Genomic DNA, 22294 nt, shown 5'->3' with positions numbered 1-22294 from the left:
AGAGGGAACGCAACAGTGTTGCGTTCCCTCCTAAACTAACTTGATAGTTTTTCTAACCCTCGATCGCCTCCTTAGTCTCCGATTCCAAATCAGCATAACCGGGAGTTGCGGGATTGGGTGCTGGCTGAATCGTGGTGATGGTTGGCTGAAGCATGGGAGTCAACAACACCGCATTATTCGCTAGGGTAAACAGCGGATTCGAGAGAATGCCTGCGAGTGAAGTGGTCACCAAGGCAAATACCACGCCAACTTGAAGAGGACGCATCCCTGGCAAATTCCAATTTACAGCAGGGTAGTTCTTCACTGCTTCGGACATTTCTTCTGGCTCTTTCACCACCATCATCTTGACGACGCGGATGTAGTAGTAAATCGAGATCACGCTGGTAATTAGTCCTAGCAGCACTAGCCAGTAAGCTCCAGCTTGCCAACCTGCCCAGAACAGATAGAGCTTGCCAAAGAAGCCTGCCAGTGGCGGAATTCCCCCCAAGGAGAGCAAGCAAACGCTGAGGCAGAGGGTGAGCAGTGGGTCTTTTTGGTACAGTCCACTGTACTCGCTGATTTCGTCGGTGCCCGTTCGCAGGGTGAACAGGATGATGCAGGCAAAGCCGCCCAGGTTCATGAACAGGTAGATCAGCAGGTAAAAGATCATGCTGGCGTAACCTGCCTCGGTGCCCAGGACTAACCCGATCATGACGAAGCCTGCTTGACCAATGGAGGAATAAGCCAGCAGTCGCTTCATACTGGTTTGAGCCAGAGCAACCACATTTCCCAAGAGCATACTGAGAATTGCCAAAGCCGCCAGGACAAAGTGCCACTGCTCGGAGACGGCAGGGAAAGCGCTGACTAGCAGGCGAATTGCCAGGGCAAATCCGGCAGACTTAGAGCCAACGGAAAGGAATGCGACAACGGGAGTTGGGGAGCCTTCGTACACGTCGGGGGTCCACTGGTGGAAGGGGACGGCGGCGATTTTGAAGGCGATTCCAGCGATCACAAAGACCAGGGCAATCAGCAGTCCGATGGATTGGTCAACGTTGTTGGCAAGAATGTTAGCGGTGATGGCGGTGAGGCGAGTTTCACCACCGGACAGACCGTAGAGTAAAGAAATTCCGTAAAGGAAAATTGCCGAACTGGAAGCGCCGATCAGCAGATATTTGAGTGCTGCTTCGTTGGAGCGGGGATCGCGCTTCATGTAGCCGGTCAGCAGGTAGGAGGAGATGCCCAGCGTTTCAAAGGACACGTAGGTCATGACTAGCTCGTCTGCCCCCGCCATGAACATGCCGCCCAAGGTCGCAGTCAGCAGAATTACGAGAAATTCTGCCAGGGAGGTGCCTGACTGCTCAACATAGCGAACGGACATGAGGATGGTCAGTGCCGCCGAGAGGGCAATGATCACTCGGAAGATGACGCTAAGAGAATCGCTGTTAAACCCTCCTAAAAAGGAAATGGAGTTGGGGTTATTCCACTGGAAGTAGAGGGCGACGACTGCGGCTAGCAATCCGGCGATCGCCACATAGGGTGTCCAGCGTGAAGACGTTCGTCCCACAATCAGATCACCGACCAAAACCAGAAGCAGAGTGGCAATGATGATCCCCTCTGGCAAGATGGTTCCGGCGTTGAGTTGGGCTACGAGGTTGGCAAAATCCATAAATTTTGACTGGGTTAAACGAGATCGGCAGGTTAAAGGATGAACGAGATTAAATAATTTGGAACAGGGCAAAGCAGCAATTGGTCAAGATTTACCCGTGATTCCAACCGTTAGTGACCTTTGGCGCAGTCTGATCGTGGTCCTTCCATAGTGGATCATACCTTGCAAATCTGGTTAATCTGGGGCGATCGCCACAATCTCACCCTTGATTTCTACTGATATCCGCTATAAGTAGAGATCAGAGTATCGACTCACACTGTTGCATCAAACCCTTAACCCTGGTTAGGTTGAAAGTTAATCTTTTGCATTTGCATCTCGTTACGCCAGTACAGTGAAGGCTAGAGTGAAGTTCAGAATCTGAATAATCTCGTGACCATCACCTGCTGCTCGTCATCGTTGCAGTCTACAGGTCAACTCTTGGTTTCCTTTTGAAGCGCGATTGAGCCTTATGTCAACTCTCGTCATCGTCGAATCTCCCACCAAAGCTCGGACTATTCGCAACTACCTGCCTTCGGGCTATCAGGTAGAAGCGTCGATGGGGCATGTCCGCGACCTGCCGCAATCCGCCAGCGAAATCCCGCCCCAGGTGAAGGGAGAAGAGTGGGCAAAAATTGGAGTCAACGTTGACGCTAATTTTGAGCCGCTGTATGTCATTCCGAAAGACAAAAAGAAGGTTGTCAAAGCGCTCAAGGACGCACTTAAAAACGCTCAAGAGCTAGTGCTGGCAACCGACGAAGACCGTGAGGGCGAGAGCATTAGCTGGCACCTGCTGCAAGTGTTGAAGCCGAAAATTCCGGTCAAGCGGATGGTGTTTCACGAAATCACCGAAGACGCAATTCAAGAAGCTTTAACAAATTGCCGCGATGTCGATGAGCAGTTAGTTCATGCCCAGGAGACCCGACGAATTTTGGATCGACTGGTAGGCTACACGCTGTCGCCGCTGCTATGGAAGAAAATCGCCTTTGGATTGTCGGCCGGTCGGGTTCAGTCGGTATCCGTGAGACTGTTAGTCAGCCGTGAACGCCAGCGACGCGCCTTCCGCAAAGGTTCCTACTGGGATCTGAAGGCGATGCTGACGAAGGACGAAACGCCGTTTGAAGCTCGTCTGGTAACGCTGGGTGGCACTCGGTTGGCAACGGGCAGCGACTTTGACGAATCGACTGGACAAATCGTCTCGGGTCGAGAGGTACTGCTGCTGAATGAGGCAGAGGCAAGAGCACTTCAGGAACGGCTCCAGGAAAGCGAATGGACGGTTTCTAACCTGGAAGAGCGGTCTTCTACCCGCAAACCCTCTGCCCCCTTTACCACCTCGACACTTCAGCAGGAAGCAAACCGCAAACTGCGGCTGAGCGCACGGGAAACCATGCGAACGGCACAAAACCTGTATGAGCAGGGCTACATCACCTACATGCGGACGGACTCCGTGAATCTGTCACAGCAGGCGATCGCCGCTGCCCGCAGTTGCGTCGAGCAGATGTACGGCACCAACTATCTCAGCCCCGAACCTCGCCGCTATTCCACCAAAAGCAAAGGCGCACAGGAAGCCCACGAAGCCATTCGTCCGGCAGGTAGCACCTTTCGCACGCCTCAAGAAACGGGGTTAGATGGTCGGGAACTGCGGCTCTATGACCTGATCTGGAAGCGCACTGTCGCGACTCAGATGGCAGAGGTGCGTCAGACCCACATCACTGCTCAAATTCAAGTCGCAGATGCTAGCTTCCGCGCCACGGGCAAGCGAATTGATTTTCCGGGCTTCTTTCGGGCATATGTAGAAGGTTCCGACGATCCCAATGCGGCGATCGAAGACCAGGAAGTGATTTTGCCGACGCTGCAAGTTGGGGATCATCCGGGTTGCACGGAATTGGAGGCGATCGGACATGAAACCCAACCGCCTGCCCGTTACACGGAAGCTTCTCTAGTGAAAATGCTGGAAAGTGAAGGCATCGGTCGCCCCAGCACCTATGCCAGCATTATTGGCACGATTATTGATCGGGGCTATGCCCAAATGGTCAATAACAGCCTGGTTCCTACCTTTACAGCCTTTGCAGTCACAGCGCTCTTAGAAAAACACTTCCCTGACCTGGTCGATACCAGCTTCACGGCTCGCATGGAGCAAACTCTGGACGAAATTTCTACAGGCGAGGCGGACTGGTTGCCCTACCTGAAAGAGTTTTACCTGGGCGAGGCTGGGCTTGAAACGCAGGTCAAAGAGAGAGAAAGCCAGATTGACCCGAACGAAGCACGGGCAGTCGAGCTAGAAGGGCTAGCGGCAAAAGTGCGAATTGGGCGCTATGGTCCATACATCGAGGTCGAAAACGGCGGTGGACCAGTTAAAGCCTCAATTCCACAAGACCTGACCCCAGCTGACCTTGACCCAGATCAGGTAGAAGTACTGCTGCGCCAAAAAACTGAAGGGCCAGACAAGGTCGGATTCCACCCTGAAATAGGCGAACCGATTTACATGCTGATTGGTGCCTATGGTCCTTACGTGCAGTTAGGCGATGTCACGGAGGAGAACCTCAAACCCAAACGTGCCTCTTTGCCCAAAGGCGTGAAGATGGAAGATGTCACGCTGGAAATGGCGATAGGGCTGCTGGCTTTGCCTCGTCTACTAGGCGCTCACCCCGAAACGGGCGCTAAAGTTCAGGCAAACCTGGGGCGGTTTGGTCCGTATGTGGTTCACGACCAGGGTAAGGAAGGCAAAGACTATCGATCTTTAAAGAAAGACGATGATGTGCTGACGGTCACGCTAGAGCGGGCATTAGAGCTACTTGCAGAACCAAAGAGCGGACGCGGTAAGCGCAAAGCAGCAGCTAAGCCGCTGCGTGAACTGGGTGCCCATCCCGCCGATAATGAGCCAGTTAACATTTACGACGGGCCTTATGGTCCTTACATTAAGCATGGCAAGGTGAATGCTTCACTGCCAGAAGGCGCAACCGTTGAGTCTGTAACGCTAGAAGTAGCAGTAAAGCTCTTGGCTGAAAAGGCTGGCACCAAGACCAAGGCAAAGTCTACTCGCGGACGTAAGGCACCCAAAGCGGCTGAGATCGAGGTAGACGATATCGACACAGATGACCTTGAGACAGACGAGGTCAATGAGGTAGAAGAGTCAGCCAACGGTAAAAGCAAAACGACTAAGTCCGCTGCTAGCCGCAAAACGACAAAAACCAGTTCAACCTCATCGAAGTCGACGCGATCGCGCACAACCAAAACGGGTTCTACCCGCAAGACTAGTAAATCGAGTAAATCTAGCTAGTCCTCGCTAGGACAGCGTTGAGGTAGCGTCGCACGAGGTACTGCTGTTGCTCAGCGGTAAATTTTTCAGGGTTAATTACTAACTCTGTTCCGCTACCGTCAACAAGCGCAATCAGGGCATTTGCTTCTTGAAGATTCTGTTGGGTATTTGAATGCAGCGTCTAGATCTTCGACTTCTTTAAAGAGGTCGAAGATCTTAATCCCTGAGGGTGCTGTTTTTACAGATCGGGAAAAACTTCCTTCACCGCCGGATGCACCAGTTGATGATTGTGGACGTTTAGCCCTTTGCTCAATGCCGGATCGACATCCAATGCTTTGATGCCATAGTTAGCTAGCTTTAGCACGTAGGGGAAAGTGCTGTTGTTAAGTGCCTGAGTTGCAGTCCAGGGAACGGCTCCTGGCATATTAGGCACACCATAATGCACAACTCCTGACTCAACATAGGTGGGATGGCTATGAGAAGTGGGGTGCAGCGTTTCGATGCAGCCACCCTGGTCAACCGCAACGTCTACAATGACTGAACCGGGACGCATCTTTTCAACGATGGCGCGAGTTACTAACACAGGTGCTTTGCGACCTGGCACCAACACCGCCCCCACCAACAGATCGGCATCAGGAACGACGGCTTCAACTTGAGGAGCAGTGCTGTAAAGTAGCTCGACCCTGGAGCTAAAGAGCGTTTCTAAATAAGCCAGGCGTTCTACGCTGATATCGAGAATTTGCACCTGAGCGCCCAGCCCGATCGCCATCTTAGCGGCTTCAGTTCCAACGACACCACCGCCCAAAATCACAACTTTTCCAGGACGCACACCCGGTACGCCGCCCAAAAGAACACCTCGTCCACCCTGCTGCTTTTCGAGAAAGCGTGCTCCAAACTGCACTGAGAGTCGTCCGGCAATGATGCTCATTGGGGTTAGCAGAGGCAGCGTCCGATTAACCTCGACCGTTTCATAGGCGATCGCCGTCACCCCCGACTCAATCAGTCGCTCGGTCAGAGGCCGACCTGCTGCCAAATGCAGATAGGTAAACAAAAGTTGCCCCTGCTGAATCAGCGGATACTCAGGAGCCAGTGGTTCTTTCACCTTAACTACCAGTTCATGGTTCCAGGCATCTTCAGGCTGCAACACAATCTTTGCTCCTGCCTGAACATAATCCTCATCGGTAAAGCCTGCCCCAATTCCTGCCTCGGTTTCGACAAAAACCGTATGACCGCTATCACACAAAACTCTCACACTGTTTGGACTCAACCCCACCCGAAACTCTAGATCCTTCGTTTCCTTGGGCACACCAATTTCCATTGCTACCTCGTTGATAACCCATCTTTCTAGCTTAGGTGGGATTTGAAGGGGTTGGGGTTTATTAGATCTTCTGCGTGAATGGTAGCGGGACTGAGCAGCACTACCATTCACGCTTCAAGTGATTTATGCAGGAGGTTTTTGATCGGGACAGTCTCTATTTTCTAAAGAACCATCGGGGAAAGTGGTGCCGCACAGAAATGCAGCTTTGAGGTTGTTGGGGTCAACGACAGTTTTCCAGAGGTTTGCCTGACTCAGATTAGTTCGGCTAAAGTTGGCATCGATTAAAACGGCACCAATCAGATTTACCTCGTTTAGATCGGCACCGTTTAGCTCCACCCCATACAAATCAGCTCCATCCAACGTTGCGCCGTCCAAGATTGCCCCCGTTAGAACAGCCTGGTTAAGCTTGGCGCGGTGTAGCCTGGTTCGACGGAGATTTGCCCCGATCAAGCGTGTGGCTCTCAGGCTTGTTTCAGAAAGATTGCCCTGACTAAAATCAACGCGATTGAGAATTGCACCATCTAGAGTTGAGCCACTTAAGTTAACTTGATTGAGGTTTGCCCCCTCAAACACCGCATTAATTAACAGGCTATTTGTTAGGATTGCTTGACTCAAATCAACTCGGCTGAGATTTGCTTGGCTCAAATTGGTTCGGTTTAAGTTTGCCTGATTTAAGTTCGCGGCGCTGAGATTGGCATAGCTGAGATTGGCAGTGTCCAGGTTGGCATTGCTCAAGTTTGCGCAATTCAAGTTTGCTTGGCTGAGGTTCGCATGGTTGAGGTTTGCACCACTCAAGTTCGCGCCGCTCAAGTCTGCACTATTCAAATCACAATGACTCAGGTTTGCTTGGGTTAGGTTAGCGCCTCTCAAACATAGCCCACTTAAAGTCAATCCATTCAGATCTTTGGTACGACTCAACTGCCGTAAGGCGATCGCTGCCTCTAATCGCGTCAATTCGTCCTGGCTTACCAGTCGCAGCAAAATAGACTGCACATCAGGATCTTGAGAAATATCTACCTCTTCAGAAACCTCTACATCTGCATCTATCTCTGCATCTGTAGCGACATCATCTGTAGTGATACTACTTGTGCTGACATCATCTCTGGTGACATCATCTGCGGCGATACTGCTAACCACCTGTTCTACTCCATCAGGGGTACTGAATTCGGCGTGGGTGGTTTCTATAGCATCCGTTTCTCCGGTATCAGCAAAATCTACCCGATGATCCGACTCTACGGACGGTTCATGGCGGATCAGCCTGTAACCCATTGAGATTGCCGCAAAGGTACCGACCCCAGCGCAAAAGAGCGAAATTTGTCTAACCGTTTTTGCTTCTCGCAGTTTTTCTTCTAGTAGCTGCTCAGGCAAAAACGCCATGCCTAAAGAAAGGACTGTTAATCCAACAGGCAAACCTAACCAAAACAAGTTTGCAGGCGATCGCTCAAGATTACTCAATTCACTCATACCGTCCCATCTTGCTTGACCAAGCTCTGTTTCTCAGAAGAAGTTTGAGAAGTCTAATTTGTTGCGTTTGTTGCGTCATTCGGTGTAGACGTTTAAGCAAAAGTTCACAGTTTATTTTGAAATCTGTGTGCCAAATGCTACGTCCTTACAAGAGACATTTGCTACTTCTTAAACATTCTCTTAGGCTTTCCTATTTTTCTTTAGAAAAAGATTGATTTTGCTAGTTTACACAAGCTATTTTCTAGGAATTTTTGCTAATTCAGGGTGAATAAAAATATCTTTTGCGAGAAATTATTTTTATTTGGCGATTATTCCTGATTCGCCAGGAAAAGCCTGAAAGTCCTATACAGATAGACTACCTATTTCTATCTCTTCAAGCATTTAGCGCATTGAGGAGATAGCAAAAGCCCTTTTTAAAAGAGTTATTTTTCGGGAAAAAGTAAAGAAATAAACTTTCAAAAAAGCGAGATATGAAGGGCGATCGCCCTTCATATTTTTGCCGCAGAAATAAAACCTAATTACATCAAAAATCCTCTTAAGATCTAACCATTTTCAACCGAAGAAACAACGTATTTAAAGATTTCAAAAAGTTAGAAGAAAATACTAACCATTTCTAACCAAAGTGCATAAGATGTGGCTGTAGCGTTTTCTTCAGTACCCATGACTCAGGCAAGCTCAAGCAGTTCCACCATTTACTTAGCAGGTGACATTGGCACGTCTGGTTCCAAGTTTTTTTACCGGGTTCGCGATGATCAAAAAGAAGCCCTCTGGATGGGGGCAGGCGTAGCTGATGGCTTGACCACTCTGGCGCTCTCAATTTTGAATGCGGGCGGACGTCCTCAAGACCATGCGTGGTTACAAGTCGGCAATGAGGTCATCCTGGTTGGCGATGCCGCAAAAACCTTCGTTGAAGGCAACAGCTTGGTTGAAAATAAGGCAAACCAGGCCGTTTACAAAATTATTGCGGCGCTCGGCGTAATTGCTGAAAAGGAGCGGATGCCCAGCCAATACGAAGCCATCATCTGGCTGCCGCTGCCCCTAACCGAGATGAATACCAAAGACGAAATTGCTGCCAAGCTCACCCAGACCGCCCAAAACTTCCGCTTCCGGGGTATGGCTCAGCAGGTTCGCGTTAGCCTAAAGTTCTGCCCAGAAGGGTTTGGGCTTTACCTCAACCGCAAAGCACAGCTTGACGCGACAGGCATTCCAATTGATCAGCGACGCACCTTCATCTTGATGATGGGCCACAGAAATCTGTCGGTTCTCTGCTTTGAGCAAGGCAGTCTCAAGAGCGCCAAATCTAATTCTGATGGTCCTGGATTCTGGCCTGTGTTTGAGCGGGTTGCCCGTAGCTGTGGTGTGACTCCCGCTGACTATCCCGCCCTGATGGCTGCCCTCTCAACCGGAAAAACCACTCAGGTTTCTCAGGCAAAGGGCGAACTCTATGATTTCGCTGCTGCTGTTGAGGCCGTCAGACAAGCCTACTGGAAAGCCGCTCGGATTTATTTGCAAGACAACCTATTAGGACAGCTTTCTGATGGTACAGCCGACATCATCATCAGTGGTGGTGCCGCCTTCGTCATGCGTCAAACCATTAAAACCTACTTTGATGGGCTACGGATGGCAGACCAGGTGATCTTTGCAGACGGCAAACAAGAAAAGCTAGACGAACTGGTGAATGAACTGCCCGAAGCAACTGATATGCCCTCAATGGTGACGCGGATGTCTGATTGCTATGGCTTGTTCCAGGGGTTGGTGAGCAAGTATAGTGAGGTTCTAGCTTAGCTTGGGCGGGTGCAATGGCTACCAAAACAAAGACCGTTCGCCAGCGAGTTCAGTTTGCCTTCAATGCTGATACAGACTCGGTGGTGGGAGCCGTCTTCCAATATCTGATCAAAAACCATCGCTTCAGCAGTCGGGAGGGGAAACGCAAAGGAGTAGACGCAATCGTCGCCTTTTACAAACCCTTTGCCTACCAGGGCACCGCAATGAGTGAAGGGGAACTTCAGGCGATCGCCCGAGATGCAGTAGAACTCCTCTCCCGACAGATTGAGCTACTTTGCAGCAGCTTTAACATCGAACGTCCCGGCACATTGACCCAACCTTTTTCCTGGAACGACCTCAAAGTTGAGCTAAGGCAAATGCTGAGCGAATCACTCACAGCCGAATTGCTCAGAGTGCATCCAGAACTAGAATCAGCGATCGCCATTCCTGACTCTCTGTTTGCAAACCCAATCACAGATGAAGGGTTTGACTTTGACGAAGAAAACCTGCTGGGCGATTTGTGTAGCAACGCTGAAGCAGCAGCCTAGCCGTGTGCCACGATCATGCTTCAACCCAAGGAGCCAGCTAAAGAGTTGGGACAACAGGCACGACAACAGTACCTATTGCAATCCAGACAAATCATCGGACAACCCGACTTAGACTATTCCACGCTTTATCAGCGCTTTGCTGAGAACGACTGGGCAGCCATCAAGCTCGATGAAGCAGTTGTAATGGCTGCTCTCAAAGCTGGCATCACTCCCAAAACAACAGTCAACATGCTGCATCAAGGTCCTTATGTGCAGTATCAAGTCCACGTCAGACAAGTACCCGTTCTGGCCATGAGCCAGTATGCCAGAGGTACGGTGATTCAGGTGATGCATCAACTGCTGAAAGACCGACGGCGCGGCTCAGGGTGCAACTCCTCTGTAGATCAGTATGACCACCAGTCCAGCATGAAACTTTCGTAAACCTTTCACAATCGAGCCAAGGTTAGCGCGAGTTAATGCCTGAATGGAGAAGTGCATCCTCAGCAAGACCAAAAGTAAACCTCTTGCATTAGACTCCTATATCGGTTTAAGCCCCGCTTCGCTGTCATCACTCCAATCCGACACAGCAGTTTGCAAGAAGTTCAGTTTCTATGAAAAAGAATAACGCTGACAGGCTAAAGCAATGATCAACGAGGAATATCTAGCGCTGCTCAAAGAAGGCGTAGAAGCTTGGAATGAGTGGAGGCGAAAGAATCCGATAATTCCTGACCTAACGCGGGCCGGACTGCATCAGGCAACTCTTAGTGAGGCAAACTTTCGTTGGGCAGACTTAACTCAGGCCAATCTCAACCAGGCTGACCTAACTCAAGCCACTTTTCGCTGGGCAGACCTAACCCAAGCCAATCTCAGTGAAGCTAATCTCACCGAAGCAAATCTTAGTGCAGCAAACCTCAGCCAAACCAATCTCAGTGCAGCGAACCTGGCAGGTGCCAATCTGCGAGATGCAAACCTAACCTCGGCAAATCTAAGTCGCGCAGATTTAAGCAAAGCAGATCTGAGCGGACAGGATCGCAGCGGCGTAATTTTGGTAGGGGCAGACTTAAAGGATGCCAACCTAAGTGGAGCCAATCTGAGCGGTGCCGATTTGACCAGAGCCGACTTGAGTCGGGTAAATTTGAGCGAGGCAGACCTGAGTAATACTGACCTCAGCCGAGCCAATTTAAGTCGCGTAGATTTGAGCAAAACTGACCTGCGTGGAACCAATCTCAGCGGTACAGATTTGAGACGCGCTAATTTAACCGGAGCAGACCTGAGCGGCACAGACCTGCATGGAACTGATCTGCGTGAAGCAACCCTGATTAGAGCTAACTTGAATGGGGCAAACCTAACGGGAGCAAACCTGACTGGCGCAAATCTATTTAAGGCTCAGGCTTTGGGAACCAATTTTACACAAGCGATTCTTGAAGAAACTTGTGTAGAGGATTGGAGTATTGATCGCGAAACGAATTTCAGTGGCGCAATTTTTGCTGCAGTGGGGTTGGATAGCAGTCAATCGATATCCCTGCCTCCCCAATCTTCACGGGCAGTTAGTTTCCAGTCTACCCCTCAGTCAAACCAGGACATTGACTCTGCCTCAGTAGACACAACTCACTCAGCTGATATTGCACCAGAGACGGTTGAGTTGGTGTTTGATGACGGGATTGACTGGCAGGCTTTTCTCCTGGCATTTCAAGATCTGCAGGTGAAGTATGGTGAGCAAAACTTGACGATTCAGGCGATCGCTAATCCCAACGAACTCACCTGCACCATTCAACTCAGCCTCCCTCTAGGAGCAAGCAAAGCAGAACTTGAGGGCCAAGCTAGAAACCTATACAAAGTGCAGTTAAAGGCGCTAGAACTAAGCTATCAGACTGAGTTGCAGGCAACAGATGAGCAAATTGCGACCTATCGACGACAGAGTGCCGATTTGCTAGAAGTAGTGAAATTACAAGCCATCCGAGCTACCCAAACGGAAACACAGTTTGAGGAAGAACACAGTTCATCGGATGGAACTTCTCAAGATCTGTCTAGACGTATCAAAATCACACCTGAAGTTAAAAAGGCGATCGTTAAAGGACTGGACGCTTATGCCCCTCCAGCGCTTAAGCAACCTGTGTTTGAACTAGATGCCTTTGAATCTCCGCGGTTTGACAACAACTCAGAACCTTGAGATGTGTACCTGGTAGTGTGTGCCTGGTTGTGATGGTGATTATGGCAACGGGTAAAACAAATTGACCGTTGCCTACATCAACAACAGTTAGACTCAACAGTTACCCTCAAACAAGTTTGTGAGATTTAGTAGTTAAAACTGCAACTACAAGTAAAACCGCGACTACAAGAACAGAGCCCGTGCGAACGGACTTCAGCTCATTTAGACTTTTTCACCTGCGTAGGCAGGTTTTGTTCATATAGTCGCGACTTCTTATCAAAGCGACCTTGAGAGCTGCCTCTAAGAGGAAATGCTAGCTGCCGCTGCTGCTTTAGAAGCACTGTAACAACCCTTCTTACCGCGATACCACTTATTATCTTTCAAGCCAACCGAGAGTACGTTAGAAACGCGATCGCGAGCCTGATTGCGAAGTTCTGAAGGCATCTTATCTGTAAAGATGGCACTCACAATGGCCGGAGTTTCCAGCGCTTCATTCGAGTAGGTTTGTAAGACCGTAGAGACCGCATCGGGTAAAGACGCTTGCCCAAACTCTTTCTTCATGTATTGCTGCCAGTTCTCCGTTTTTCGAGAACCTTTAGTGCGAGTTGGGGTTGTTTTCTTTTGGGTGTTATTAGAAGAAGAGGCTTTCCTACCTCTTTTAGGCTTTGTCTCTGGCGCTTCGGTTGCTTCAACAGGCTTAGCTGCTGCAGAACCATTCAGACTATCAATTTTAGGAAGAGCTTCATTAGAACCTCCTTCACGGCCTGGAGCAAAGATTCCAATCACGGTCTGAAGACCTTTACGCTTTTGTTGAAGTGCTTCCAGTTGAGCAGCTAATTCTGTTTCTTGAGTTGCCAGATCAGAGTCAACTTCTAGCAACTTAGTTAAGGTGGGGTCGGAAGCTGGAGCAATTTGAGTACTTGGCACAGTTAGGAGTTCCTCTCTTTTTTAGAAAACTTTGGAGCTTTTGCAAAAAATAGCAATACTCCGGTGTAAGTGAATGTATTTTGAATAATAATTCACAATCTGCTGATTAGAAACAGTTTTTCTACAAGACCCAGCGCAGTTTTAAACAGGGTTGGGGTAGCCCCAAATGAGAGATGTTTTGGGATAAAGACGACACTGCTCAAAATTACTGCCTCAACACAGCTAACCTGGCTCGCAGGAGAACAGTTGTGAGAAACGCATTCCTAGGAGAACTGCCTTTTATAATTTATTTGGGATCGCTACAAGGCTATTACAAGGGATTAGGAAGATATAGCTGTTTTGTTAACTGATGTAGCCAAAAGAGATTTAGAAATCGACTTGAAGCATGTTACGAACTGCGAAGGTGCTCCAAATTAGCCACGTTTGGCAAATTGATTTTGCGAATGAACTGTAAGATTATTTTCATTGCATCCCGTTCAATTTCCAGCCTTGAAGTAAATTTCAGGTTCAAGGCTGAAAATCTGGAGACAGAATGGTCTTTCCGTTAACCCTTTTGGTGAACTGGAACGGGCTTTAGTGGGCAATTTGAATTCGCTTTAATGGGGTGTTTGAAACAGAGTGACTCATCTTAACAACTGATTTAGGACTGCTATGTAAAGGAATGTAATTGATTGGTGCGCTGGAGATAAACCTAGACTTTTTGCTTGAATGGGACATTTCTACAAGTCTGCTATAGGAATGACTCATTGCTGGGGATATTGTCTTAATCTGTAAGGCAGGAGTGAGCGATCGCCCTCCTGGTTTTTGCAGGTAATACAGCATGTAAAGTCATGACTGAACTCAATCACACTGACCCATCTTCCGTTCAACCCCAACAAGGGATTGAACCCACTGGTAAGGTGAAGGTTACAGACAAGCTAGTAGAAGATTTGAAGGTGGCACTCAGCAGTCAACCTTTATCTCGTACTTTGACTACGTGGAATAGTGCTACTGCAAACCTCGTGAAACTGTTGCCTGTAGACCAGATTGCTCAAACTGTGGTGAAGTGGTTTAGCGTCAGCGAAGACCAGGTTGCAGAAATTTTAGAAACTGTCCGGGCAGAACTCCCCACCACTGAAGCACTGTTGATTGGTAAACCCCAGGCTGGCAAAAGCTCTATTGTGCGTGGTCTAACGGGCGTTTCGGCAGAAATCGTCGGGCAAGGTTTTCGTCCCCACACTCAACACACAGAACGCTACGCTTATCCTTCTAATGACCTGCCGTTATTGATTTTTACAGACACCGTAGGGCTGGGTGATGTCAATCAAAGTACTGACGCAATTATTCAAGAACTGGTAGGCGACTTACAAGAGAGCGATCGCCGTGCCAGGGTTCTGATCCTTACCATCAAAATTAATGACTTTGCCACTGACACTTTGCGACAGATCGCTCAACAGTTGCGCCAAAAGTATCCAGAGATTCCCTGTTTGCTAGCTGTGACCTGTCTGCATGAGGTGTATCCTCCTAACACCGCTGACCATCCCCCTTATCCACCCGATTTTGCGGAAGTCAATCGTGCCTTCACGACTATTCAACAAATCTTTGAGGATGTGTGCGATCGCTCCGTCCTGATCGACTTCACTTTAGAAGAAGATGGCTACACCCCGGTTTTCTATGGCTTAGAAGCATTCCGCGACACGCTAGCCGATCTGTTACCTGAAGCCGAAGCTCGGGCGATTTACCAACTGCTCGACAAAGGCGCGGGTGACCAAATTGGCAACCTTTATCGAGATACGGCCCGTCGTTATATGCTGGCGTTTGCAACCATGGCAGCGGCGATCGCCGCGATTCCGCTTCCCTTTGCCACTATGCCGGTGCTGACTGCGCTCCAGGTGTCTATGGTGGGCTTGTTAGGGAAACACTATGGACAGACGCTTACGCCCTCGCAGGCGGGCGGCGTGGTGAGTGCGATCGCGGGTGGATTTTTGGCGCAGGCGATCGGACGAGAATTGATCAAATTCATCCCCGGCTTTGGCAGCGTCATCGCCGCATCCTGGGCAGCTGCCTACACCTGGTCGTTGGGCGAAGGAGCCTGCGTTTACTTTGGAGACCTGATGGGCGGCAAGAAACCCGACCCACAAAAAATTCAGGCAGTGATGCAAGAGGCTTTCCAAGTCGCAAAGGAACGCTTTAAGGGCATCAAAACCTGATGGAACTCAGGTACTCGAAGGAGCGTCTTACATTGTTTTAGCCCGATCGCAGGAGTTGTCATTTAAGGGCTATCACGGTAAATGTAAGAAAACTTCAAGAAAGCAGACATTTAAGGCATGGAAGCACGGTTCGTTAGAACGCTGGTTTTGTTTTTGGTTCTTACCCTGGTCTTTGGGGTTCTGGAGCGCCTTTTCCCAAGCATTCCTGACCAGCCCAAGTGGCGGAGAGGAGTTTGGCTGGATACTTTTTATTGGTTTTTCACCCCAATGGTGATCCAGATCATCAGCATGGCGACGATCGCCCTTGTCCTGATCCCGCTCTACCTGCTGCTGGGGCGCATTACGATTCAGAATGGGGGATTGTCGTTTGATATCAATCAGGTTTTAGCGGGCTACGGGCCGATTTCTCGCCTGCCGCTATGGGTGCAAGGTCTAATTGCAATCTTCATTGGTGACTTTGTCGGCTACTGGACGCATCGTTGGCACCATACCCGCCAGCTTTGGGATTTTCATGCCGTCCACCACAGTGCTGAGGTAATGGACTGGCTCACAGCAGTGCGGCTGCATCCAGTAAATGATATTATCTCGCGGGTGTGTCAGGCGACTCCGGTGCTGCTGTTGGGCTTTTCCCCGATCGCCGTTGAAGCTTATGTGCCGCTGCTGTCGAGCTATGTTGCTTTCATTCATGCGAATGTGTCCTGGACCTATGGACCGTTTCGCTACGTGATTTCTAGCCCTGCTTTCCACCGTTGGCACCACACGACAGAAGAAGAGGGAGCAGGCAAGAATTTTGCTGGACTTTTCCCAATTTTTGATCTGATTTTCGGTACGTTTTATATGCCTCAAGGCGAACAGCCGAGGAACTTTGGGCTGATTGGTGAAACGATCAAGGAAACATTTTTTGACCAGTTACTTTTCCCTTATCGAAACTGGAAGATTGTCAAAGCCTGGTTTAATTCAAATCAACCTGTAGTTGAGTTTGCAGAAAAGGAACCTGTCAAAGTTTCGAGTAGCTGACACCACAAATCCTTGTATAGGGGCAAGGCATTCGGTCGCAAACCTTCTGGTGTAAGTTGGGTGAAACAACGTAAAACCCAACTTACACCTAAATTCTGTTGGGTTACGCATTCGCTTCACCCAACCTACGATACACCCGTAGTTTTGGGAGTTTTGTCAGTCAACCAGCACAATTCCTCTAGCGAATGCTTTGTCCCTACACAAAAATAGTGTTTCGTTATGAAAAAGATGGAAGAAAGGTAAAGCTTTTCTCCCATCTTTTTTAATGGTCCATCATGACTTTTGACTGGGGTTTTGCAGGTTGTAGAGTAGCCCCAGTGTGGGGTGATAATTGCTGCAAGATTGGAGCGATCGCTGCCAACATTGCACCGCTCCTACTGGATCTTTGGCGACCAAATGACCAATTCCTTCGTTCATCAACAAGCCTGGATGTTCTAAATAGTTCTGGGAAAGCTGGCTGTAGATGGGTGCAGCTTTGTCGTATTGCCCTTTCTTAGCCAATGCATTAGCCCGTGCCAATTCTTTTAGAGCAGGATCGCGACCCGACATCGACTTGATTTTGATGTAAATCGAGGCGGGTATTCCCAGGATAAAGATTAGGTTTGTTAGAAACGTTTTCCAGAACAAACCGTTTGCACAGTGGTCACACACATAGCGGCGTTTGTAGGAGAAAGCGTAAGCGATGACGAAAAAGAAAAAGTAGAATTCTGTATAGCTCCTGATCCGATCAAATAAACCACATTCATCACACACTCGGTAGGTTGAACCTTGGGCAAGCGGCGGCTGATTCTCCTTAAAGATACTTTCGCAAAAACGGCAGTAGATATGAGAACTTCGCTCATAGTCAGTTAGATCAAGAGTCGCTTCACAATCCGAGCAGGAAACGACTCGCAGCAAATGTCCTTGACCAATTTCTAATAGGTGCTGTTTGCGTTTATCAATTGCTTTTTGGGAAGCAATTCGGTCAACTTGTTTTTCTAAATCTTGGGCTTTGACTCCACTCACCTCAAGTACGATTGCGGAGCCTCCAGCTAAGGACTTTTGTAGGCTTGAACTCAAGTTGTTAGTTGAGGATAGGGCAAGGACGATGCGTTGATCGCGAGTGGTTGTATCCACGATGTCGTCATAGCTCAAAACATCTTTTCCTAAAACAATGCTGTCTTGAGTTGCAGTTCCTTTTTTGGGGAATAAGCTCTGAGTCCGTCCGTTTTTAACAAACTTAAACTTGAAAGGAAGATCAGCGGTTGCTGTCATGAAGAACTCCTAAAACGGTGTAACGTGATGATCTGAAAAGCGATCGCCATCCTGCATAGTTCCCATCACTAATGGCAGGATGTGTATGGCTGCACCCGTCACGCTCCGTTACTACAGTTTCTGAGTTCTCTTTACCGGACGGAACTGGATTGAAAAAGTTAAGGGAGTGCCCCGACGGGGCACTCCCTTAACTTTAATTACTGGTTTAATTACTGTCCCAGGTAGTGTTCAAACCGCTGTTGGGCTTGTTCAATCGATAGGCTTTGTGTCCAGTATTCGATCAATGTATGACCAAATGCCCATGCGTTGCGGTCGGGGGAAGGCGGATTTTCTAGCAGCAGTGGCCAGAGCGATCGCAAGTCAAACTCTAACGCCTTTGCGCCACCCGGATTTAGTAGTGAGAACAGATCATAGGCCATCTGAAGTTTGCCAATGACAATAGGCAGTTGCTCAACTGGAATTTGTTCTGCCAGGGCAAAAGCTAGAGCAGGCGATCCGGTAGACAGGGTTGAGAGAAATTGCAGAATTGGACTTTTGAGGAATGCGGCTAGCCCTTGCGTAGTCGTCATTTGAAAGGTGTAGCGATCGATGATTTTGGCAGCGGCAACGGTGCGAGCGTCCAGGTTCTGCAGAAAGCGGGCGAGCCGAAGCTGCTTGGCTGGGGCGATCGCTTCCACCAGTGAAACGGATAGCGCATCAGCATTCCAGGCGGCTCGACCCGTTTTAGAATCTGCGGTGACGATGGGCAATACCTGATTGCAAAACTCACCTAAAAGCTGAGCGCGATATTCGGTTGCTTCTCGAATTGATTTTTCTTTAGGGCGATCGCCCCATTGCCAGTCGTAGGGTGGTTCCCACTCGCGCAAAGGCCGCAGCCGATCGACTTGAGTGACGATGGCGATCGCGGGTAAATCACTCACTTCTGCCTGCATATCTTTGAGAAAGTCCACATCCATTTGCAGTGCCGGGTCAAGGGCAGGCGTGACCAGCAGCAGAAGATCGGCATCGTTGGCATAATCCAGCACCAACTCGCGAAACTCCGCTCGATCAGCCTGTTCATAGCCTGGGGTATCCCAGAGAGAAAGCATTTCCCCGAATTCGGTTTTCCACTGGTAGTTCTGAATCTGGTCGGTGCTGGGCAACATATCCACCACAGCCAGGTCAGCCTGAAACAGTGTGTTGATCAAACTGCTCTTTCCCGCTCCGGTGCGCCCAACTAGCAGAATGCTGACGGGCTTTTGCTCGACCGTTTCAATCGATTCTGCCTGGGTCAGGATTTCTCGTAGCGTTTGAGTTTTTGCTTTAGGAAGCGCAGGTTCTGGTGCCGGTGCCACTCCTGGTAATGTGCCTGTAGAACCGCTGTAAAGGGCGATCGCCTGCTGACACAGATTCCGCAATGCTGCCTCGCGTAAAAGCTGGCTCAAATTCACCAATAGCTGCTGGGTGGCGCGATTGTTGTAAGGCTCCGTCGCCTGCCTTGCTGCCGCCGCGACCGGATTGAGCAACCACTGCGCCCAGTTCCAGGCTCGCAACAGTTTGCGGGCGGATGGCTCCAGCTTACGATACACCTCAAAGGCCTGGTATGCCTGCCCAACGGTGAGTTGATTGAGCGCAGGAGAGAGCTTTTGCATCCACCCGTCCAGGTCGTCCACCGTGCCACGAATTAGCCCGTATGCCTGGGGAACGTAGATGTTGAGCAAAGGATACCGAACTTCGGGATGGTAGATGTGGGCGATCGCCACCACCACATCCTGACAGCGCCGCCAAAACGTTGCCCAATCTTCCCACACAGGCAAGTCGGTCTGCGTTTCCTGAAGAATCTTTTGAAGTGCTGCTTCTGCCTTGCGGGTTGCCTCATTCGCTGACAGGGCGGGAGACGGCTCAGGAGCAGATTCCAGTTCTTCGCTTACTTCTGCCAGTACTGCTTCGACCTGTTTTAGAGCAGGCTGCGTCCAGCGCACTAGCAGCCATCGCCAACCGACAAACAGCAAGATAAACACGCCCCAAATCCAGTTAATGCCCCAGGCGTGAATCTGCCATCCCGCTGCTGTCAGTAAAAAAGTTGCAATTATGGCGATCGGAAGTGCCAACACCGCCCACTGCCACCGCTTTAGTCGCACCATTGCCCTATGCCAAGAAACTTGTCTCCAGTGTATGGAAGTTTTGAGCGATTGATATGCAACATTCAATTAATCGCAGCAATGCGTTATTCCATGCAGCAAAGTGTTGAGCGATCGCAGCAACGCATTAAGCCATTGCAGCTAAGCATTAAGGCGATTTCTGGGAAAGAAATTACTGTATGAGTAGCAATGCCTTGGTACGGGCGAACGGCCGTTCGCCCGTACAGGAAGTCCAATCTTCCTCAGAAATCTCCTAGGTTGTTGTAATCAGGCATTGAGTATTAAGGCCCAGCAATAAGCGATCGCAGTCAAGCACGAGTACAAAACCCCTACGAAATGATTCTCATTCCGAAAATATGAATAACTGTTCATACGTTTTAGAATTGTGCTAGAGTTCGTAAAATTTTTCCTCCAGCACTTCATGCAACGGCTATGACTCAAACTCCAGCGCTTAAAACTCAGCAGATGCAGATAGGCGGTATGGACTGTGCAAGCTGCGCCGCAAAGATTGAGACAGCCTTGCAAAAAGTAGCAGGTGTGGTTGAGGTGTCAGTCAGTTCTACGACTGAGCGCTTGATCGTCTCTTACGATTCACAGCAGGTGAATGAGTCAACGCTTCGCGATCGCATCAATGCTTTGGGCTACACCATCGTCACTCCTACAGCACACTCTCACGCTAAAACTCATTACTCCAAAGATCACGAGCATAGCCACGACCATCATCACGGGCATGACGATGAACATCATCACAACCACGATCACCACCACGGTCATGGAACCGGCGAGTTTGCGCTCAAGACAGAACTCCTTCCAGTGCTCATAGTCGTGGCTCTTTTAGTCGGAGGCATGATTTTTGAGGAGGTTCTGCACAACACCCCCTACAGCTTTGGAGAATACGCAGTCTTCATTCCTGCTTATCTAATTGCGGGTTGGACGGTGTTAAAGATTGCTGGACGCAACATTCTCAGAGGGCAGGTGTTTGATGAGAACTTCTTGATGACCATCGCCACGGTTGGAGCGATCGCTATTCACCAATTGCCTGAAGCTGTTGCTGTGATGCTGTTCTATCGGGTTGGAGAGTTATTTCAGGAATACTCGGTGGGGCGATCGCGCCGTTCGATTAAAGCCTTACTAGAAATTCGCCCTGACACTGCCAATGTGAAAGTAAATGGTTTGATCAAAGCTGTCTCACCAGAAACGGTGAATGTCGGTGAGCTAATTCTAGTTAAGCCAGGTGAGAAAATTCCGCTGGATGGTGAGATTTTTGAGGGCAGTTCTCAGATTGACACTTCAGCACTAACGGGAGAATCTGTTCCACGCACGGTCAAAGTTGGAGAATCTGTTTTGGCAGGCATGATTAATCAGACTGGAGTATTAACCCTGCGAGTCACAAAGCCATTTGAAGAATCTTCGATCGCCAAAATTTTAGATCTAGTCGAGAATGCGACTGCTAAAAAAGCACAAACTGAGAAGTTTATTACTCGGTTTGCCCGATATTACACGCCTGTAGTTGTGATTTTGTCGTTGGCGATCGCCCTCTTTCCTCCCTTGCTAATTCCTGGTGCAACTCATGCAGAGTGGATTTATCGTGCTCTAGTATTGCTCGTCATTTCTTGTCCTTGTGGACTGGTGATCAGCATTCCATTGGGCTACTTTGGAGGCGTAGGAGGAGCCGCGAAACGCGGAATTCTTGTCAAAGGTTCGGTATTTCTTGACACTCTTACCGCTGTTAAAACTGTTGTTTTTGATAAAACTGGAACGTTAACTCAAGGAGTTTTTAAAGTCACCCAAGTTGTGACAAAAAATGGGTTTTCAGAGTCAGAATTGCTCACCCTAGCAGCAAAAGCCGAATCTCACTCCAACCACCCTATTGCTCAATCAATTCGAGCGGCACATAGTCAACCAATTAATCATGCAGATGTGACTGAATACGAGGAAATAGCAGGCTGTGGTATTCGAGCTAAGGTGAACAATCAGAACGTGTTAGCAGGAAGCGATCGCCTCCTCCACCAAGAAAACATTGATCACGATACCTGCCAGGTAGAAGGAACGGTGGTTCATCTAGCAGTAGACAATCACTACGCGGGTTATATTCTCATTGCAGATGAAATTCGAGAAGATGCAGCACAAGCCATCCGAGATCTCAAGCGAGTTGGCATCAAGCAAACCGTGATGCTGACAGGTGACAACAAACAGGTTGCTCAAACTGTAGCCAGACAATTGGGTTTAGATTCCTATATTGCTGAGTTATTACCCGAAGGCAAAGTTGAGGCAATTGAAAGGTTACTGAGTCAATCTGGTAAAGACAAAGTTGTCTTTGTCGGAGATGGCATCAACGATGCACCCGTGATTGCAAGAGCCGATGTTGGAATGGCCATGGGTGGGCTAGGTTCCGATGCTGCAATAGAGACAGCAGACGTAGTGATTATGACCGATGCGCCATCCAAAGTGGTAGAAGCGATTCAGATAGCCAGAAAGACACGCAAAATCGTAGTGCAAAACATTGTGCTGGCAATGGCGATTAAGGGGCTATTTATCATTTTGGGAGTATTTGGCGTGGCAACACTCTGGGAAGCTGTTTTTGCTGATGTGGGTGTTGCACTGCTGGCAATTCTCAATGCCAGTCGAGCGTTAAAGCTGAACGAGAACGCTTAATCTTGCACAGCCGACATTTATCTGACCTTT

Annotated in this window: 15 protein-coding genes; 8 read left to right on the top strand and 7 right to left on the bottom strand. The window is 49.2% G+C overall.

From position 1 onward, the window contains the following. Nucleotides 1-52: 52 nt before the first annotated feature. Nucleotides 53-1645 carry an NAD(P)H-quinone oxidoreductase subunit N gene (locus tag H6F88_RS04390; protein ID WP_190641531.1) on the bottom strand — a complete coding sequence of 531 codons (1593 nt, stop codon included), beginning with the start codon at nucleotides 1643-1645 and terminating at the stop codon, nucleotides 53-55. A 448-nt stretch (nucleotides 1646-2093) separates the two neighbouring features. Here H6F88_RS04390 and topA point away from each other — a divergent pair, with 448 nt between their 5' ends. Then, complete coding sequence (gene topA, locus H6F88_RS04385) at nucleotides 2094-4901, top strand: type I DNA topoisomerase (protein ID WP_190641530.1); 2808 nt, start codon at nucleotides 2094-2096, stop codon at nucleotides 4899-4901. On the opposite strand, the gene H6F88_RS34300 is transcribed toward topA, so the two are convergent. The 3 genes from H6F88_RS34300 to H6F88_RS04370 form a co-directional block, all read right to left on the bottom strand. Next, nucleotides 4894-5058 carry a TetR family transcriptional regulator C-terminal domain-containing protein gene (locus H6F88_RS34300; protein ID WP_190641551.1) on the bottom strand — a complete coding sequence of 55 codons (165 nt, stop codon included), beginning with the start codon at nucleotides 5056-5058 and terminating at the stop codon, nucleotides 4894-4896. The genes topA and H6F88_RS34300 overlap by 8 nt on opposite strands. 60 nt (nucleotides 5059-5118) lie before the next feature. Beyond that, nucleotides 5119-6198 (bottom strand): alanine dehydrogenase, encoded by a 1080-nt coding sequence (gene ald / locus H6F88_RS04375; protein ID WP_190641529.1) that lies wholly within the window; start codon nucleotides 6196-6198, stop codon nucleotides 5119-5121. Between the two features lie 123 nt (nucleotides 6199-6321). Then, entirely contained in the window at nucleotides 6322-7662 is a 1341-nt protein-coding gene (locus H6F88_RS04370) for a pentapeptide repeat-containing protein (protein WP_190641528.1), read from the bottom strand. Nucleotides 7663-8322: 660 nt separating this feature from the next. On the opposite strand from H6F88_RS04370, the gene H6F88_RS04365 reads away from it, so the two are divergent. The 4 genes from H6F88_RS04365 to H6F88_RS04350 all read left to right on the top strand — a co-directional run bounded on the left by H6F88_RS04365 (nucleotide 8323) and on the right by H6F88_RS04350 (nucleotide 12123). Further along, nucleotides 8323-9447, top strand: coding sequence for a hypothetical protein (locus tag H6F88_RS04365; protein WP_190641527.1), 1125 nt, complete (start codon nucleotides 8323-8325; stop codon nucleotides 9445-9447). Nucleotides 9448-9461: 14 nt separating this feature from the next. Further along, nucleotides 9462-9974: a hypothetical protein gene (locus H6F88_RS04360; protein WP_190641526.1), complete on the top strand. Its 513-nt coding sequence runs from the start codon at nucleotides 9462-9464 to the stop codon at nucleotides 9972-9974. Nucleotides 9975-9989: 15 nt separating this feature from the next. Then, the gene (locus H6F88_RS04355; RefSeq protein ID WP_190641525.1) at nucleotides 9990-10394 is read left to right on the top strand and encodes a hypothetical protein; all 405 of its coding nucleotides are present in this window, start codon (nucleotides 9990-9992) and stop codon (nucleotides 10392-10394) included. Nucleotides 10395-10596: 202 nt separating this feature from the next. Further along, nucleotides 10597-12123, top strand: coding sequence for a pentapeptide repeat-containing protein (locus tag H6F88_RS04350; protein ID WP_190641524.1), 1527 nt, complete (start codon nucleotides 10597-10599; stop codon nucleotides 12121-12123). Nucleotides 12124-12402: 279 nt separating this feature from the next. Here the strand turns inward: H6F88_RS04350 and H6F88_RS04345 are convergent, their stop codons facing one another. Beyond that, a complete protein-coding gene (locus H6F88_RS04345) occupies nucleotides 12403-13029 on the bottom strand; it encodes a hypothetical protein (RefSeq protein ID WP_190641523.1) in 627 nt (208 codons plus the stop codon). A gap of 830 nt (nucleotides 13030-13859) precedes the next feature. On the opposite strand from H6F88_RS04345, the gene H6F88_RS04340 reads away from it, so the two are divergent. After that, nucleotides 13860-15218 (top strand): 50S ribosome-binding GTPase, encoded by a 1359-nt coding sequence (locus H6F88_RS04340; protein WP_190641522.1) that lies wholly within the window; start codon nucleotides 13860-13862, stop codon nucleotides 15216-15218. Nucleotides 15219-15335: 117 nt separating this feature from the next. Then, nucleotides 15336-16235, top strand: coding sequence for a sterol desaturase family protein (locus tag H6F88_RS04335; protein ID WP_190641521.1), 900 nt, complete (start codon nucleotides 15336-15338; stop codon nucleotides 16233-16235). Nucleotides 16236-16508: 273 nt separating this feature from the next. Here the strand turns inward: H6F88_RS04335 and H6F88_RS04330 are convergent, their stop codons facing one another. Both H6F88_RS04330 and H6F88_RS04325 read right to left on the bottom strand, forming a co-directional pair. Then, nucleotides 16509-17489, bottom strand: coding sequence for a hypothetical protein (locus H6F88_RS04330; protein ID WP_190641520.1), 981 nt, complete (start codon nucleotides 17487-17489; stop codon nucleotides 16509-16511). 209 nt (nucleotides 17490-17698) lie between these two features. Continuing rightward, entirely contained in the window at nucleotides 17699-19612 is a 1914-nt protein-coding gene (locus H6F88_RS04325; RefSeq protein ID WP_190641519.1) for a GTPase family protein, read from the bottom strand. Between the two features lie 429 nt (nucleotides 19613-20041). Between H6F88_RS04325 and H6F88_RS04320 the strand changes: the two genes are divergently transcribed. Next, a complete protein-coding gene (locus tag H6F88_RS04320) occupies nucleotides 20042-22264 on the top strand; it encodes a heavy metal translocating P-type ATPase (protein ID WP_190641518.1) in 2223 nt (740 codons plus the stop codon). Nucleotides 22265-22294 lie beyond the last annotated feature (30 nt).

Origin of the sequence: Oculatella sp. FACHB-28 (genome assembly GCF_014696015.1) — a bacterium.
In the GTDB taxonomy this organism is placed as follows: domain Bacteria; phylum Cyanobacteriota; class Cyanobacteriia; order Elainellales; family Elainellaceae; genus JAAUTN01.
This window is presented reverse-complemented; position numbering and strand designations above follow the sequence as displayed.